This window comes from Ruegeria sp. HKCCD7628, assembly GCF_057221005.1.
This window is the reverse complement of record NZ_JBWVBA010000001.1, coordinates 713,947-729,216: the sequence shown is the minus strand read 5'-3', so window position 1 is coordinate 729,216 and position 15,270 is coordinate 713,947. Positions and strand designations below refer to the sequence as shown.

The following is a 15,270-nucleotide window of genomic DNA, read 5'->3' as shown; positions in this document are numbered from 1 at the left end:
CAAGATAGATCGTTGGCATGGCTTTGACATTTAACAGTTTGCCCGATCTCTACGCGCACGAATTCGACACTGTGATCGACGTGCGCAGCCCCGCTGAATTCGCCGAGGATCACCTGCCGGGCGCCATCAGCCTTCCCGTTCTGGACAATGATGAGCGCGCGCGGGTCGGTACAATTTACGTTCAGCAAAGCCCATTTCTGGCGCGTAAGCTGGGGGCGGCCCTGGTCTTCCGAAATGCCGCAAATCATATCGAAAACAGCCTGTCGCATCACGAAGGCGGTTGGAAGCCGCTGGTCTATTGCTGGCGCGGCGGTCAACGATCCGGGTCGTTTACTTGGATGTTGCAACAGATCGGTTGGCGGGCTGAGGTGGTTGAGGGCGGCTATCGGACATATCGCAGGCTGGTGAAGCGGTACCTCTATGATGATCCGTTGCCCCACTGCCTATATGCGCTGGATGGCTATACCGGAACTGCCAAGACAGAGCTACTTACGCTTCTCAAGGCCCAGGGCGTTCAAGTGCTGGACCTTGAAGGCTTGGCCAATCATCGAGGATCTTTGCTGGGCGAGATGCCCGGAGGACAACCCAGTCAAAAGGCCTTCGAATCCGCGCTGGCCTGTGCTCTGTGCAATCTGGATCCAAGCCGCCCGGTCGTTGTTGAGGCGGAATCGTCTAAAATCGGAACTCTGATCCTGCCGCCCTCGGTCTGGTCTGCTTTGCGCAATGCATCGCGCATACTTGTGCGGGCATCGATCGCGGCCCGGTCGGATTATCTTGTGTCCGCCTATGAGGATGTCCTAGCAGATACCGAACGGCTCAAAGATCGCCTGTCGCCATTGCGGTTCCACCGGGGCCATGACGTGGTCGATGGTTGGATCAAACTGATCGAGGCCGGAGATAAGGGTGCTTTGACCAGCGCTTTGATGCAGCAGCACTATGACCCGGCCTATACCAAGTCCAGCCGTACTCGGGTGTCGAACGTGATCGCAAGTATCGATGCTGCGTCATTGGACGCTGTTGGTCTGAGCAATGCCGCGGATCAGATCAAAGCGGTTTTGGACCAGCTATGAAAGCCGCACGCCGGCCGTTTCCGTAATCTGTCCGATCACCACAGCTGGATACCCTGCCGCGCGCAGGCGCTCGCAAATTCCATGGGCGTGCTCGGCGCGGACGGCGGCCAATAAGCCTCCGGCGGTTTGCGGATCAAAAAGCAGGTCGGCCTTGCCGCCTTCGGGCAAATCCGGAGCCGCGACTCGGTTATCTGCAAACAGGGTCGAGCGCACGCCGGTCCGGGTCAGTTCCAGCGCGCCTTTCATCAAGGGAATTGCGTCCAAATCCAGTGTCGCGCCACACCCCGAGGCCTCGCACATGCCCAGCAGATGCCCGGCCAGCCCAAACCCCGTCACATCGGTCATTGCATGGGCGTCGGCCAGAAGCCGGGCGGCCTCACCCTGCGGATGAACCATTTGGTCAAAGGCTTGCGCTACCCATTCACCTTTGGCCACCCCCGCCATTTCCGCGGCCATGATGACACCACTGCCCAGTGGCTTGGTCAGGATCAAGGCGTCTTGCGCGCGGGCGCCGGACAGAGTGATCGGATCGCGCTCGCACAGCCCTGTCAACGTGAAGCCGATGGTCATTTCATCCCCCATCGAGCTGTGCCCGCCAACGATCTCGGCGCCGGCCTGTCGCATCACTTTATGGGCGGTCGTCATGATCTCGGCCATCGTGCGGTGCTGCAGGTCAGCAGACATACGAGGCAGAATAAGCGTTGCCGTCGCGGCCTGCGGCGCGGCCCCCATCGCCCAGATATCCCCCAACGCGTGAACTGCGGCGATACGGGTCATCATTACCGGATCATCGGTCACAGCCCGCAGATGATCCGAGGTCATCACCTGGCGCGTGCCACCGGTTGTCAGAATTGCGGCGTCGTCGCCGGGCAGCGATAAGACGTCTGGCCTTTCCGATCGGGGCAGCGCCGACAGGGCAGACCGCAATCCGCCACGACCAACCTTGGCTCCACAACCACCGCACATGGGTTTGTCACCAGCGGCTTCGGCAAGTCCAGCCGCGTGCTGTGCCGGTAGAGCAGTCTGTGTCATTTCAGGCAGGTTGCGGAATTTGTTCATAAAAGACTGGTCGATGTGGTTTTTCCAACGCCACATCAACGGGCCGCTGAACGATGTTCCCAACCTCTCCCCCAGTGCGGATTTTCCGCCCAACGAGATTAGTTTCAAATAGTCTTTTTGGGGTGCATAGCGGCGCATTTTTCCGGCCCCAAGCGCGGCTCGGAGGTTGTTGAACAGGATTGGCGCCTCGCGGACTGCATAAACACCTGCCTTGGGGCGGGGGTTTTCGGACAGATGGGCGCAATCCCCGGCCGCAAAAATAGCCGGATCGCTGGATTGCAACTGGCCGTTTACGGAAATGAACCCGTCTTGCAGATCAAGCTCTGTGTCGGCGATCCAGCTGTAAGGGCGTGCGCCTGCTGCGCCGGTCACGAGACCTGCGGGAACAGTGCGCCCGTCTTTCAGTGCGACATGATCGTTTGCGATCCTGTCGATTTCGGCGTCTTCGATCACGTCGACGCCAAGCTCAGCCATGGTATGGCGGATAGTGGCGGCTGCCTTTTCCCCAGTCGCGGTCAGAGCTTTCGCATTGTCGATCAGGGTGACCTGCGCCGTTCGACCTTTGGCCTTTAGGGCGTGGGCCATTGCCATGATCAGTTCGACCCCTGCGACGCCGCCTCCGATCACGGTAACAGCGGCAGGGCCGGTGCCGTCCAGATAGGCCGCCCATTGTGCAGCAAAGGGGCCAAGCGGTTTCGCGGGGATGGCGTGTTCGGCAAAACCGGGCAGTGCCGGCATGTCAGAGGTGATCCCTACATTCACCGACGCCACATCGAACGCGACCGGAGGACGTCCGGGGACATGGACGGTACGGTTTTTGCTGTCGATGCCCTGAACGGCCCCCAATATAACTCGCGCGCCTGCGAAACGGGCCAGTTTAACAAGATCGATATCCAGTTCCCAACGCTCATAGTGACCGGCGACAAACCCCGGCAGCATGCCGGAATATGGCGCAGTCGGGCCGGGGTTGATCACGGTGACGCGCGCGCCGGGCAGGGGGTTCATCCCCCACATGCGCAGTAGCAGCGCATGCGTGTGGCCTCCGCCAATGAGAACCAGATCACGGGTCAGGGGCAGCGGAGGCATGTGCATGGTTATCAGGTCTTGCTGTGGTCCGGGACGTCTTCGACCTGTTCGACCGCGTGGGTGGCCCAAAGCTCATCCTCGCCAGCATCCGGCAGATCGTCAGGCTTTTCATGGCGGTGAATATGCCATTTGGCAATGAACAGGGCCGTGATCGGGGCAGTCAGGAACAAAAACAGAGTGATCAGCAGTTCATGAAGGGACAGCTTGCCTTCCAGAAGTACCGAGTGGCAGATTGAGGCCAGCAAAACGCCGCCCACCCCTAAAGTGGTCGCCTTGGTCGGTGCATGCAGGCGCGACATCGGGTCTTTTAACTTGATCATCCCAAACGAGCCGACAAATCCAAAGATGCCCGAGATAACCAGAAAGAAGGCGATCAACAGTTCGAAAATGAATGTCATTCCGCCCTCATTCAATAATGTTGCCGCGCAGCATAAAGCGTGCGTAAGCCACGGTTGAGACAAAGCCGAGCATGGCGATGATCATGGCGGCTTCGAAAAAGATCTCGGTGCCGAGATACAGGCCGTAAAGCACAATCAAAGCGATCGTATTGATCACCATCGTATCCAAGGCCAGAACCCGGGTACCCACGCCATCAGCAGTGATGATCCGCCAAAGACACATCATGATGGCGGCACCGAAACAGACAAAGGCAAATTGTATCGCCACGTCGATCATTCGAAAATCTCCTTCAGCCGCCGCTCGTAACGTTGTTTGATCTGGTTGCGAACCGCATCGGGGTCCGGCGTATCCAGGCAGTGAACCAGAAGACAGTGACCCTGAGCGGACAGGTCGCTGCTGACGGTTCCGGGCGTCATCGTGATGGTGCCGGCCAGCACTGTGATCGCTTCGGGTGTGCGCAACTCCAGCGGGACACTGATCCAGCACGGTTTCCGGTCCGCGTCACGTTTAAACAGGATGATCATGGCCACTGTGACGTTGGCAACAACGATATCCCACAGCACAATCAGCATATATTCTGCGATCATTGGCCAGTTGCGCAGTTTCGGGCGGTCGGGCCAATAAGGTTGCGTGATGAAGGGGATAATAATTCCCAACAGCAGGCCAAACACGACCGAGTTCAACGAGCCCGTGTTGGCAAGTAACACCCAGACGACCGTAAGCAGAAACGTCAGGTGCGGGTGGGGGAAAATCCGGCGCAGAAGTCTGATCATTCTTCTCCTCCCAATACGGCTGAGATGTAGGCGTCAGGCGTGTAAAGCTGCTCGGCCGTTTTCGTAGCATAGGTCAGGGCAGGGCCGGCAAAAATAGTAAGCAGAACCAAACCCAAAACCAGCCCGAAAACCGAGGTCAGAGCAAGAGCAGGATTGGGTTCGGGGGCTGGCTGCTCGGCCACGTCACCCTGGCTGCCATCGCCGATATGCTGCGCGTCGTGGCTTTTCCAGAAGATCAGCGTCCCGGCACGGGCCAGTCCGACAATCGTCACGAAGGACCCGATCAGCACGACGGCCCAGATGGCGTTTGCGTCCGGTGCGTCCCGTGCTGCGTCCAGTACCAGCAGCTTGCCGATAAACCCGGACAAGGGCGGCATGCCAGCCAACGCAATCGCACCGACGAAGTACAGGGCCGAGACCAGCCCGCTTTGCGGCATTGGGGCGGTCGGGGCGATCGCCCCGCCGCGACGTTCGACGACCAGATCGGCCACCAGGAACATTAGGGCGGTCGCCAGTGTCGAGTGATAGACGTAGTAGAGAGCCGCGCCAGTTGCCGCTTCGGTGAACAACGAGATAGCGACCAGCAGCGTCCCCATCGAGGCGATGGCGCAGAAGGCCACCATCCGGGCGATGTGCTGCGCGCCAAGGATACCAATCGCTCCGACGGCCAGCGTCACCAGTGCGGCGGGTTGCAACCAAGTCCCGACCAGGCCCTGCGTGGCTTCGACCTCGGGGCCAAAGCCAAGCGTATACATCCGCAGGATCGAATAGGCCCCGACTTTGGTCATGATCGCAAACAAGGCCGCGACCGGCAGTGGCGCGTTGGCATAGCTGGCGGGCAGCCAGAAGTGCAGAGGCAGAACAGCGGCTTTGATACAGAAGACCAGCAACAGCAGCACCGCGCCCACACGCAACAGAGCAGTATCCTCGGCAGGCAATTCCGCAACGCGCACCGCCATATCCGCCATGTTCAGCGTGCCTGTCACCGCATAAAGCGTGCCCAGCGCGAACAGGAACAGGGTCGAGCCCAGCAGGTTATAGGCGACGTATTGCACCCCCGCCTTAAGGCGAACCGCGCCGCCTCCATGGGTCATCAGGCCATAGGACGCGATCAGAAGGACCTCGAAGAACACGAAAAGGTTGAAAGCATCACCCGTCAGGAAAGCGCCACACACACCCATGAGCTGAAAGTGAAACAACGCGTGAAAATGCTTGCCCCTGTCGTCCCAACCTGAGGCGATGGCATATAGCACGATAGGCAAGGCCAGCAGCGCGGTCAGCAGGACCATCATGGCTGACAGCCTATCCAGCACAAGAACGATACCGAAGGGTGCAGGCCAATTGCCCAGTTCATAAACCTGGATATCACCGCCTGCAGCTTGCGCCGTGATGGTCAGAGCGATCCCCAGCAGGCCCACCACACCAGCGACCGAGAAGATGCGCTGCAGGTCAAGGTGGTAGCGCAGGACCATGATAATGAATGGGGCCAGGATCGCGGGCAGGACGATCGGCGCTACGATCCAGTGGTTCATGCGTCATCTCCTGCCGGGTCGGTATTGTCTTGCGCGTTCATGTCGATGTGGTCATTACGCGCCGACAGATAGGCGGATAACGAGATCATCACGATCACCGCTGTCATGCCAAAAGAAATGACGATTGCCGTCAACACCAGCGCTTGCGGCAGCGGATCGGTGTAAGGGACATCTTCGTATTTGTTCAGCACCGCAGGCGCGTTCAGCGCCAACCGACCAGTGGCAAACAGAAACACGTTCACTGCATAGGTGATCAGCGACAGGCCCAGAATAACCGGGAATGTACGACGGCGCAGGATCAGGAAAATCCCGGCAGTGGTCATGACGCCTACGGCAGAGGCAACCAGCGCTTCCATCAGACCTGCTCCTTCTCTTGTTCTTCTTCTGGCGGATCGTCACGCAGCGGGTTGATATCCATCGGGAATTCCTGCGCCATACCCGGCTGCCACGCAAAACGAGACAGGCTGTCCAGTGCCAGCATGACCGCACCCAAAACCGCCAGGAAAACGCCCGTATCGAACAGGATTGCTGTTGCCCATTCGAACTCTTCGAGCGGGGGCCAGTGAATATAGCCGAAGTCGCTGGTCAGGAACGGCCGTTCATTGAACCAGGCGCCGATGCCTGTTGCCGCAGCGATCAGAACACCCCAACCGATTGTGCCGTGGTAGTAGAACCGCTGACGCTCGATCGCCCAAGTATAGCCGCTGGCCATGTACTGCATCAGGAAGGCGATTGCCACAATCAGGCCGGCGATGAACCCTCCACCAGGCTGGTTGTGACCGCGGAAAAAGATGTAGGCACCCACCATCAGGGCAATGGGCATCATCATACGCGTCACCACCACCATCATCAAAGGATGCGAATCCCCGGATTGAGGCCAGTGCGGCTTGCGGTTCAGCAGATAGGCCCGAACGTTGGTCGCTAGAACGGATTCCGTCAGCGCAAAGATGATCAAAGCGGCAATGCCCAGCACGATGATCTCTCCGAACGTATCAAACCCTCGGAAGTCCACGAGGATCACGTTGACCACATTGGTTCCCCCGCCACCTTTGTAGGAATTGGCCAGATGGAACTCTGAGATTGTGGGAAAGGCAAAGTCTCGCAACATCAGTGCATAGACCAGAGCGCCTGTACCGATCCCGGCCCCGACCGAGATTGCTGCATCGCGCCACCGCCGCGCCGCGCTGCTATCCCATGGTGTGTCCGTGGGCAGGAAGTTCAGGGACAACAAAAGCAGGATCATTGTCACCACTTCGACCGAGATCTGAGTCAGCGCAAGGTCAGGTGCCGACAGATAGTTGAACGCCATCGAAACAATCAGACCAACGACGCCGATCAGAACCAGCGAAAGCAGGCGGTTGCGGTGGAACCACATGATAGCCAGTGTCGCGGTGACCAGACAGATCCAGCCGACGACCGGAATGATCTCAAGCTTAAGCGGTTCGCGGGTGACCGGACCGATCGTGCCTGTGGCATAGGCATAGTATCCCAAACCCACGGTGAACACGATCAGGATCATGGCATAGCGGCTGATCACGCCATTATGCAGTGAGTCCGTGATCCGGCGGCTAAGCGCAGTCAACGCTGCGATCACAGCTTCAAAGATCACCTTGGCCTCGGGGCGGGGCAGGGCGTTCCAAAGGCTTTCCGCCCGGCGATGCTGCGACAGCAGGAACAAGCCGCCCAAGGTTGCGACGACTGACATGTAAAGCGCAGGCGTGAATCCGTGCCACAGTTTCAGCGAGTAGTAGGGAAGTTTTTCACCGCCAATCACCGCGCTGGAAACCACGGCGACCAGTGGGCCAACAATCGCTGCAGAATACAGGCCGATCAGAACGACCAAAACAATCAAAAACGCAGGGGCCAGCCAAAGACCTACAGGTGGATCATGCGGATGCGCAGGATAGTCGTCGCGTTTTGGACCCAGGAACACATGGCTGACAAAGCGGAAGGAGTAGGCTGCCGAAAACAGAGCCGCCAGAAGGGCCAGCCCAGGCACCAGGTAGTGCGAATGCAGCCAGGTGGTGTGGACGGTTTCCTCCAGCATCATTTCTTTCGACAGGAAACCGTTCAACGGTGGCAGACCGGCCATAGACAGGGCCGCTATGGTGCCAATCGTGAAGGTGATTGGCATCAGGTGACGCAAACCGCCCAGCCGCTTTACGTCGCGTGTGCCAGTTTCATGATCGACGATCCCTGCGGTCATGAACAGCGCCGCTTTGAACGTGGCGTGGTTGATGATGTGGAATACGGCAGCCACGGCAGCAAATTTGGTACCAAAGCCCAGTAGCATGGTGATCAGACCCAGATGCGACACGGTCGAAAAGGCCAGCAACGCCTTTAGGTCATCCTTGAACAGCGCAATCACCGCGCCCATCAGCATCGTCACCAGCCCGGTGGTGGCCACGATATAGAACCACGCATCGGTCCCGGCCAGAACCGGCCACATCCGCGCCATCAGGAACAGCCCCGCCTTAACCATCGTGGCCGAGTGCAGATAGGCCGAAACAGGCGTCGGGGCGGCCATCGCGTGGGGCAGCCAGAAATGGAACGGGAACTGCGCCGATTTGGTGAAACACCCCAGAAGGATCAGGATCAACGCCGGCAGGTAATAGGGTGAGGCTTGGACCAGCTCTTTGTTCTGAAGGATCACGCTCAGGTCATACGACCCGACGATATTGCCCAAAATCAGCATCCCGGCGATCATCGCCAGACCGCCCGAACCGGTGACAGCCAATGCCATTCGTGCGCCCTGACGGCCTTCGGGCAGATGTTTCCAATAACCGATCAAAAGGAATGAGCTTAAAGATGTAAGCTCCCAGAAGATAAGCAAAAGAAGAATGTTGTCGGAGAGGACGATTCCGACCATCGCGCCCTGAAACAGCAGCAGATAGGTGTAGAACTGACCCATTGGGTCCTCACGCGAGAGATAGAACCGCGCATAGAGAATGATCAGCAGACCAATGCCAAGAATCAGCAGAGCAAACAGGAAACCAAGCCCATCCAGCATGAAATTCGCGTTCAGGCCCAGAAGGGGTATCCAGTCGAACCGAGCGGTTACGACATCCCCGCGCATAACAGACGGAATGTGGATCAGCAGACCAGCAAGGGCCAGAAACGTGGTCAAACCCGCGGCCGCGGCTGCTGCATTTCGTCCTGCCCTGATCAGCAGGGCTGGAAACACAGCGCCGAGAAAGGGAAGGGCCGCGATGAGGAATAGGGACAAGTGCGATACTCCGGTCTTGGCGGTCAATGTACTACTGTTTTTGTAAGGGAAATTTTTCGACTGTCCAGCTATTGCAAGTTTTTCACTTCGTTCTAGGGGTGCAATCAAATGCATATTTTGAAAAAATCTCTGACAAGAACTTGATCCCTACTCGCAAATTCTGCGCGGAATTGACTGTCTCTGTGTGATAGAACGTCGAAGACCGTTCAGGAGGGTCGGACGTGACAGACAAAACAGTCAAAAACCGCAGGTGGGTATTGGTTGGCGGTGGTGCGCTTGTCGCCACCGGTTTCGCAATCCGGGAATACCGGTTGATCCCGCCCAGCTATGCTGGCGGACATCTCAGTGTCGAAGCCGCGCACCAGCAAGCCCTGTCTGGCGACATTTTACTGCTGGATATCCGAACGCCTCGGGAATGGCAGGCGACGGGCGTGGGCGAAGGGGCCTATCCGCTGGACATGCGTCGCGACGATTTCGTTGTAGCGCTGGATCAATTGACCGACGGGAACAAGAACGCGCCGGTTGCGCTGATTTGCGCGCGCGGAGTGCGGTCTGCGCGGCTCAGCAACAGGCTCAGCGAGGCGGGGTTCACCAATATTATCGACGTGCCGGAAGGTATGTTGGGCTCCGCAGCCGGGCCGGGTTGGGTGCGTGCCGGGCTGCCCGTCGGCGCATATGACGAGGCAGGCCAATGATCCGCGCTGTCGCGATGGCGGTGGCCGCTGTATTTGCGGGGCAGGCCAGTTATGCCGCTTGCGCGGATCAGGATGGGGCGTGTCAGACCGACTCGGGTGCGTATCACATCGAACTGCCCAAAGCAGACAACCCACCTCTGGTCGTGTTTCTGCACGGGTACGGGGGCAGCGGTACTGGCACCATGAAGAACCGCAGCATGGTCAAGCCCCTGCTTGCACGGGGATATGCCGTGATGGCGCCCGAAGGGTTGGAACGACCAAGCCGCCCCGGAATCAAAAGCTGGAATTTCTATCCCGGTTTCGGTGACCGGGACGAGACCGCCTTTCTGACCGAAGTGGTAGATGACGCTGCCGAACGGTTTGGTATCGACAGGGACCGTGTGATTTTGGGCGGATTCTCGGCTGGCGGGTTCATGGTCAATTATCTGGCTTGCGATGCACCCGAGACGTTTTCGGCCTATGTGCCCGTGTCAGGCGGGTTCTGGCGGCCGCATCCCGAAACCTGCGAAGGTCCGGTGCGCCTGTTCCATACTCATGGCTGGATTGACAATGTGGTGCCGCTGGAAGGGCGGCTGTTGGGTGGGGGCCGGTTCCATCAGGGCGATATCTTTGCCGGGCTGGAAATCTGGCGCTTGGCCAATGGCTGCGTTGATACCAAACCCAGCGGTTTTTCGACCACGGGTCCCTTTATGCGCCGCTATTGGAGCGGTTGCGCAGATGGCAGCGCGCTGGAATTTGCGTTGTTCCCAGGCGGACATACCGTACCTAAAGGCTGGTCCGATATGATGGTGGATTGGTACGAGGGCTTGCCCGGCGGGTGATCATTCTGCCGGGGTCATCACGCCTTTGCCCTCGATCACGCGCTTCAACTCGTCTCTGTGACGGCGGGCAGACCGGGTGATCCCGGGTTCATTGACGTCCTCTCTCATCCCGACCATGCGGCGCGCAGAAGCCGAAGATACCCCGCTGAGCGCAGACAGCGGGATCGCAAAGGCCAGGCTGATCGCTATCGGGGCCAGCCAGATGGACACCAGGCCCGACAGAATGCCCACACTCAACGCAATGCCACTTACCGTTTCCAGTGCGTGACACAGGACCAATGTGCGCAAGCCATAGCTGCCGCCATCGCGCGTCTGCGGAGACCACCCCTTTTGAACACCGAAGGCGGTGCGGAAGACGGCAATCATCTGTTGTACCATCAGGATGGGCGCATAGAGGATTGACAGCACCACTTCGGCAAGAAACGAGGTGACGAATTTCAAGCCACCGCCGAACTCGGCATAGCGCACACCGCTCAGCGGCAGGGCCAGAACGCCCAGCACCTTGGGCGCCAGCAGCATGGCGTACATGACTAGGATTATCAGCACATGGCGGGTTTCCGACATCTCGGGCCATTGCGGGAACAGAGGGTTGTCGGGGCTAAAGTAATACAGGACCGACGCGTCCTCACCCTGACCGATCAGCGCCCACATCACCAGCAGGGCAAACCACAGCGGCGACATCAGATAACCGACTGCGCCGTGGAACATGTGGAAGCGGGACACCGCGCGGAACCCGGTCGAGCCCAGCAATTTCAGGTGTTGCAGGTTGCCCTGACACCAGCGCCGGTCCCGCAGCGCGTGGTCGATCAGTGTCGGAGGCGTCTCTTCATAGGATCCGCGAATGCGCGGCAGGAAGCGCACGGCCCACCCGGCGCGGCGCAGCAGTCCGGCTTCAACAAAATCGTGGCTCATGATCAGCTTTTCCTGACCATTTAAAGCGCGCAGCTTGGGAAGACCCGCGCTGGAAGCAAAGGCGCGCGTGCGGATGATGGCGTTGTGGCCCCAATAATTGCCTTCTTGCCCGCACCAACGGGCCAGACCTTCGGCAAAGGCGATGCCGTAGACACCGTTGGCAAATTGCTGCATCCGGGCAAAGACCGATTGCGCGCCGATCAGCTGCGGATAGCTCTGGATCAGACCGGCTCCGGGGTCGCGTGCCAAAGCGTCAGTCAGGCGGGTGATGGCACGACCGGTCATCAGACTGTCAGCATCCAGCACCAGCATGGCGTCCCAATCAGCCCCCCAGCGGCTGACCCAATCGGCGATATTGCCCACCTTGCGGTCAGTGTTTTCAGGGCGACGGCGGTAATACAGCTCAAGGCCGGGGGCGAGCGTGGTGCGCAGCGCCTCGACACTGGCCTGCTCCTGCGCGGCGATCTCGGGGTCGCGCGTGTCGGACAGGATGAACATGGCATAGTGATGCTGACCACCGCGCTTACTCAGATCCTCCAGCATGGTGCGGGCATTGCCCAGCACGTTCCACGGCACCTCGTTGTAGACCGGGGTTAACAGGGCGACGCGCAAAGGTTGCGGACGGCCTTCGCGTTTGGGCTGTTCCTGCCGCGATAGGGACACCATGCCCAGCAGCACGGTGCAGACCGTGAAAGAAATCCAGAAGAAGTTAAACGAGATCAACGTCAGCAGGATGCCTTCGATCAGGTTGATCCCTTCGGCCCCGAACCAGTCGGACATCACCCAAAGCAGCCCCAGAGTGGCCGCCATCGCAGGCGAAAAGGCCAGCGCACGCCAGAACCCGGCCGAGGCGCGCTTGCCATTCGGCACCTGCGCATCCCGAAACCCGGCGCTGAAATCCTGCGCGGGCATCGCCAGAGGGGCCTCGGGCGGCATGATATGCAGATCGCGGCTCATGTGGTCCAACGGTAGAGCCAAACCTCAGAGGCGGGCTGTTTGTCCTTCAGAAGCTGCGCGCGCAGCTCTACGTGGTTCCGCTCGCCCGGCTGGAACGAGAAGGCCAGCCGCAAGCCGCCGGTATCGGGGTTGCGTTGCAGCACGCCTTCCGAGGTCTCGGCATGGGGCGAGTCAACAAAGATGGTCATCGCATCGGGGTCATCGAACAGCTCGCTGTCCTCAAAGTCGATCACTGCCAGGCGTCCTTCGCCGAAGGTATTGTCGCCCATCGCGGTGTTGATCACGCGTGGCATGGGCGTGCGCTGGGGTTCTTCACCCCAGATCAGACGATAGGACATGTCGATCTGGCTGCCGGCGGCATAGGGCTCGGCCGGGCGCCAATAGGCGACGATGTTGTCATAGATCTCCTGATCCGCCGGAATCTCGACCAGCGTCACAGTGCCTTTGCCCCAATCGCCCTTGGGTTCGACCCACAGGCCGGGGCGCTTGTGATAGTTCGCTTCAAGATCCGCATAGTCCGAGAACTTGCGTTTCCGCTGCATCAGGCCAAAGCCGCGTGGGTTCGTATCCACGAACGACGAAATCTGCAGGCGGGTGGGATTGGCCAAAGGCCGCCACAGCACCTCACCCGCGCCATTGCGAACCATCAAGCCATCGCTGTCATGAACGGCGGGGCGGAAGTCGTCAAACCGGCTGTGGTTGGTCTGGTCGAACAGGAACATCGAGGTGCCGGGCGCGATGCCCACATGGGGCAGCTCTTCGCGGGGGAAGAGCGTTGCTTCGACATCCATGATGCAGTCGGCCCCGGCGGTGACGTTGAACCGATAGGCCCCGGTCACGCTGGGGCTGTCCATCAGCGCATGCACGACCATGTTTCGCTGGCCGGGTTTGGGGCGTTCCAGCCAGAAGCGGATAAACTCCGGGAACTCCTCCCCATCCGGATCGCCGGTTTTCAGGGCCAGACCACGCGCGGACAGCCCGTAAACCTCGTGCAGACCAATGGCGCGGAAATAGCTGGCGCCTTGCCAGACGCAGAACTCATCGGTCTTACCGGGGCGGTGCATTTCGGTGCGCAGGCGCAGGCCCGAGAACCCCAGCGTGTCGTCGATGGGCAGGGTCGGCACATCTTCGGATTTGTCGAACATCGACAGATCGAACGTCACCGGGGTGGTCATACCGTCCTCGACCGTTGAAACCTTAACAGTGCGCGGGAAATACAGGCCTGGCGTAAAGAAATCTACGTTGAACGGCGTCTGGGTTTCATACCACAGCGCACGGTCCAGCCGGAACCGGATCGAGCGATACTGTTGATACGTCAAGTCCTGCCATTCCTGCGGAACCATTTCACGCTCGGCATAGGGTTGGCTGGCCAGTTCACGGGCCAGTGCGATCACGTCATTGCGGTCAAAGGGGACCTCGCCACCGGCAGCAAAGGTGGCCGGAGCGAAAGCAAGCGCCGAAGTTGAGGCCAAAAATGCGCGACGTGTGAAATTCATTTTTTAGACTTCCAGGGGTGTGACTTAAACCAACCGGCCAGATAGGCCACGCCGATGATCATGGCAAAGCCAATCATGTTGGCGATGAAGACGCTGGCAACATCCCGCCCACTCAGGTCCAGCCCAACGCCGATCAGGCGCGCTGCTGCCATGGAAAAGACGAAAACTGCCAAGGATTGCTGCCCGACCTTGGTGATGGCGGCCAGCAGGAACTCCCAAACTTTCGCGGCTGCACCCTGACCGGTTGCGATCAGGCGATGGCCATGCTCACCCGCGACGACCCAGCCCAGATAGGCCAGTGAGAGGAAGTGAACATAGCGCAGCAGGCCAAACTCGGTCTTGCCCCGCAGTTCCGAGGTCAGGGGCCAGCCCTTGCGCAGCACGGCACCCAGTTCAGGCGCGGCATTGTTGATCCAAGTGAAGACCTTCCACGATCCAAACGGGGCCGACAGGATCAGGAACAGTACGGCAGCCCAGATCAGGGTTTTCGATACAGGGGGGGCAGGGATCCACCCGCGCATGAAGGCAAAGCCGGTAAAGAACAGCAACTGCCAGCCGAAGGGGTTGAAGAACCACTGGCGGTCCGACCAAGGCTCGGCCGGCAGGGCCAGCGCACCGGTTTGTGCGACTAGCCAGATCGCAATCGACGTGGCTGCCACGGCCCAGAACCCGATGCGATACAGGCCCATGTAAACAGGCATCAGCGCCAGAACCACCAGATACATCGGTAGGATGTCAAAGTAGTTCGGAACATAGGTCAACGTGAACAGACCGACCATCTGTGGCGCTGGTTCGTTGAAGAAATGCTGGAGGTTCAGCGAGGAAATATATGTTTTCTCGAAGAAACCCGACTGGTCCAGCGCCGCCATCGACATGGCCACAAAGAAGAACAGGCAGATATGCGCCCAGTAGACCTGCCAGATGCGGAACGCCACGCGAGCCGTTCCCATCCACCAACCCTTGCGGGCAAAAGCCCCGCCGAACGCAATGGCCGAGGCCATGCCCGAGCAGAACACGAAAATCTCGGTTGCATCTGAATAACCGAACCGCGCCGGAATCCATCTGGCCCAAGGGTCGTTCGGGATGTGTGCGATCAGGATGATGAACATCGCGATGCCGCGATAGAAATCCAGCCGCGGGTCGCGCACGCGGGCAGGGGCGGCTGCTTGGGCCGCCACAGGCGCAAAATCAGAAGCGGGCGATGCTGTCGCCATACGTGTTCTGTCCTTCTTTGGTCTTTTTAT

At 59.4% G+C, this 15,270-nt stretch carries 13 protein-coding genes; 3 read left to right on the top strand and 10 right to left on the bottom strand.

Annotation, left to right across the window (positions count from 1 at the left end):
* The first annotated feature begins 17 nt into the window (after positions 1–17).
* Complete coding sequence (gene mnmH / locus AC2TAD_RS03645) at positions 18–1,070, top strand: tRNA 2-selenouridine(34) synthase MnmH (RefSeq protein WP_480866005.1); 1,053 nt, start codon at positions 18–20, stop codon at positions 1,068–1,070.
* On the opposite strand, the gene selD is transcribed toward mnmH, so the two are convergent.
* From selD to AC2TAD_RS03610, 7 genes are read right to left on the bottom strand one after another with little or no spacing between them, the layout of a single operon-like run.
* Positions 1,065–3,221, bottom strand: coding sequence for a selenide, water dikinase SelD (selD, locus tag AC2TAD_RS03640; protein ID WP_480866003.1), 2,157 nt, complete (start codon positions 3,219–3,221; stop codon positions 1,065–1,067). The two genes, mnmH and selD, sit on opposite strands and share 6 nt — an antisense overlap.
* Before the next feature lie 5 nt (positions 3,222–3,226).
* The gene (locus tag AC2TAD_RS03635; RefSeq protein ID WP_170354691.1) at positions 3,227–3,613 is read right to left on the bottom strand and encodes a Na+/H+ antiporter subunit G; all 387 of its coding nucleotides are present in this window, start codon (positions 3,611–3,613) and stop codon (positions 3,227–3,229) included.
* Between the two features lie 7 nt (positions 3,614–3,620).
* A complete protein-coding gene (locus tag AC2TAD_RS03630) occupies positions 3,621–3,890 on the bottom strand; it encodes a K+/H+ antiporter subunit F (protein ID WP_480866001.1) in 270 nt (89 codons plus the stop codon).
* A complete protein-coding gene (locus AC2TAD_RS03625) occupies positions 3,887–4,387 on the bottom strand; it encodes a Na+/H+ antiporter subunit E (RefSeq protein WP_480865999.1) in 501 nt (166 codons plus the stop codon). The genes AC2TAD_RS03630 and AC2TAD_RS03625 overlap by 4 nt, the downstream gene beginning before the upstream one ends.
* The gene (locus tag AC2TAD_RS03620) at positions 4,384–5,919 is read right to left on the bottom strand and encodes a monovalent cation/H+ antiporter subunit D (RefSeq protein WP_480865997.1); all 1,536 of its coding nucleotides are present in this window, start codon (positions 5,917–5,919) and stop codon (positions 4,384–4,386) included. Before AC2TAD_RS03620 ends, AC2TAD_RS03625 begins: the two co-directional genes overlap by 4 nt.
* Entirely contained in the window at positions 5,916–6,275 is a 360-nt protein-coding gene (locus AC2TAD_RS03615; protein WP_480865995.1) for a Na+/H+ antiporter subunit C, read from the bottom strand. Before AC2TAD_RS03615 ends, AC2TAD_RS03620 begins: the two co-directional genes overlap by 4 nt.
* Positions 6,275–9,145 carry a monovalent cation/H+ antiporter subunit A gene (locus AC2TAD_RS03610; RefSeq protein WP_480865993.1) on the bottom strand — a complete coding sequence of 957 codons (2,871 nt, stop codon included), beginning with the start codon at positions 9,143–9,145 and terminating at the stop codon, positions 6,275–6,277. The genes AC2TAD_RS03615 and AC2TAD_RS03610 overlap by 1 nt, the downstream gene beginning before the upstream one ends.
* Before the next feature lie 221 nt (positions 9,146–9,366).
* Between AC2TAD_RS03610 and AC2TAD_RS03605 the strand changes: the two genes are divergently transcribed.
* Both AC2TAD_RS03605 and AC2TAD_RS03600 read left to right on the top strand, forming a co-directional pair.
* Complete coding sequence (locus AC2TAD_RS03605; RefSeq protein WP_480865991.1) at positions 9,367–9,840, top strand: rhodanese-like domain-containing protein; 474 nt, start codon at positions 9,367–9,369, stop codon at positions 9,838–9,840.
* Positions 9,837–10,661 (top strand): CE1 family esterase, encoded by an 825-nt coding sequence (locus AC2TAD_RS03600; RefSeq protein WP_480865989.1) that lies wholly within the window; start codon positions 9,837–9,839, stop codon positions 10,659–10,661. The genes AC2TAD_RS03605 and AC2TAD_RS03600 overlap by 4 nt, the downstream gene beginning before the upstream one ends.
* Here AC2TAD_RS03600 and mdoH read toward each other — a convergent pair whose 3' ends face one another.
* The 3 genes from mdoH to AC2TAD_RS03585 are packed head-to-tail and all read right to left on the bottom strand — an operon-like array spanning position 10,662 to position 15,240.
* Positions 10,662–12,530, bottom strand: coding sequence for a glucans biosynthesis glucosyltransferase MdoH (gene mdoH / locus AC2TAD_RS03595; RefSeq protein WP_480865987.1), 1,869 nt, complete (start codon positions 12,528–12,530; stop codon positions 10,662–10,664). It abuts the gene before it with no gap.
* Positions 12,527–14,026: an OpgD/OpgG family glucan biosynthesis protein gene (locus tag AC2TAD_RS03590; protein ID WP_480865986.1), complete on the bottom strand. Its 1,500-nt coding sequence runs from the start codon at positions 14,024–14,026 to the stop codon at positions 12,527–12,529. The genes mdoH and AC2TAD_RS03590 overlap by 4 nt, the downstream gene beginning before the upstream one ends.
* The gene (locus AC2TAD_RS03585; protein WP_480865984.1) at positions 14,023–15,240 is read right to left on the bottom strand and encodes an OpgC family protein; all 1,218 of its coding nucleotides are present in this window, start codon (positions 15,238–15,240) and stop codon (positions 14,023–14,025) included. Before AC2TAD_RS03585 ends, AC2TAD_RS03590 begins: the two co-directional genes overlap by 4 nt.
* Positions 15,241–15,270 lie beyond the last annotated feature (30 nt).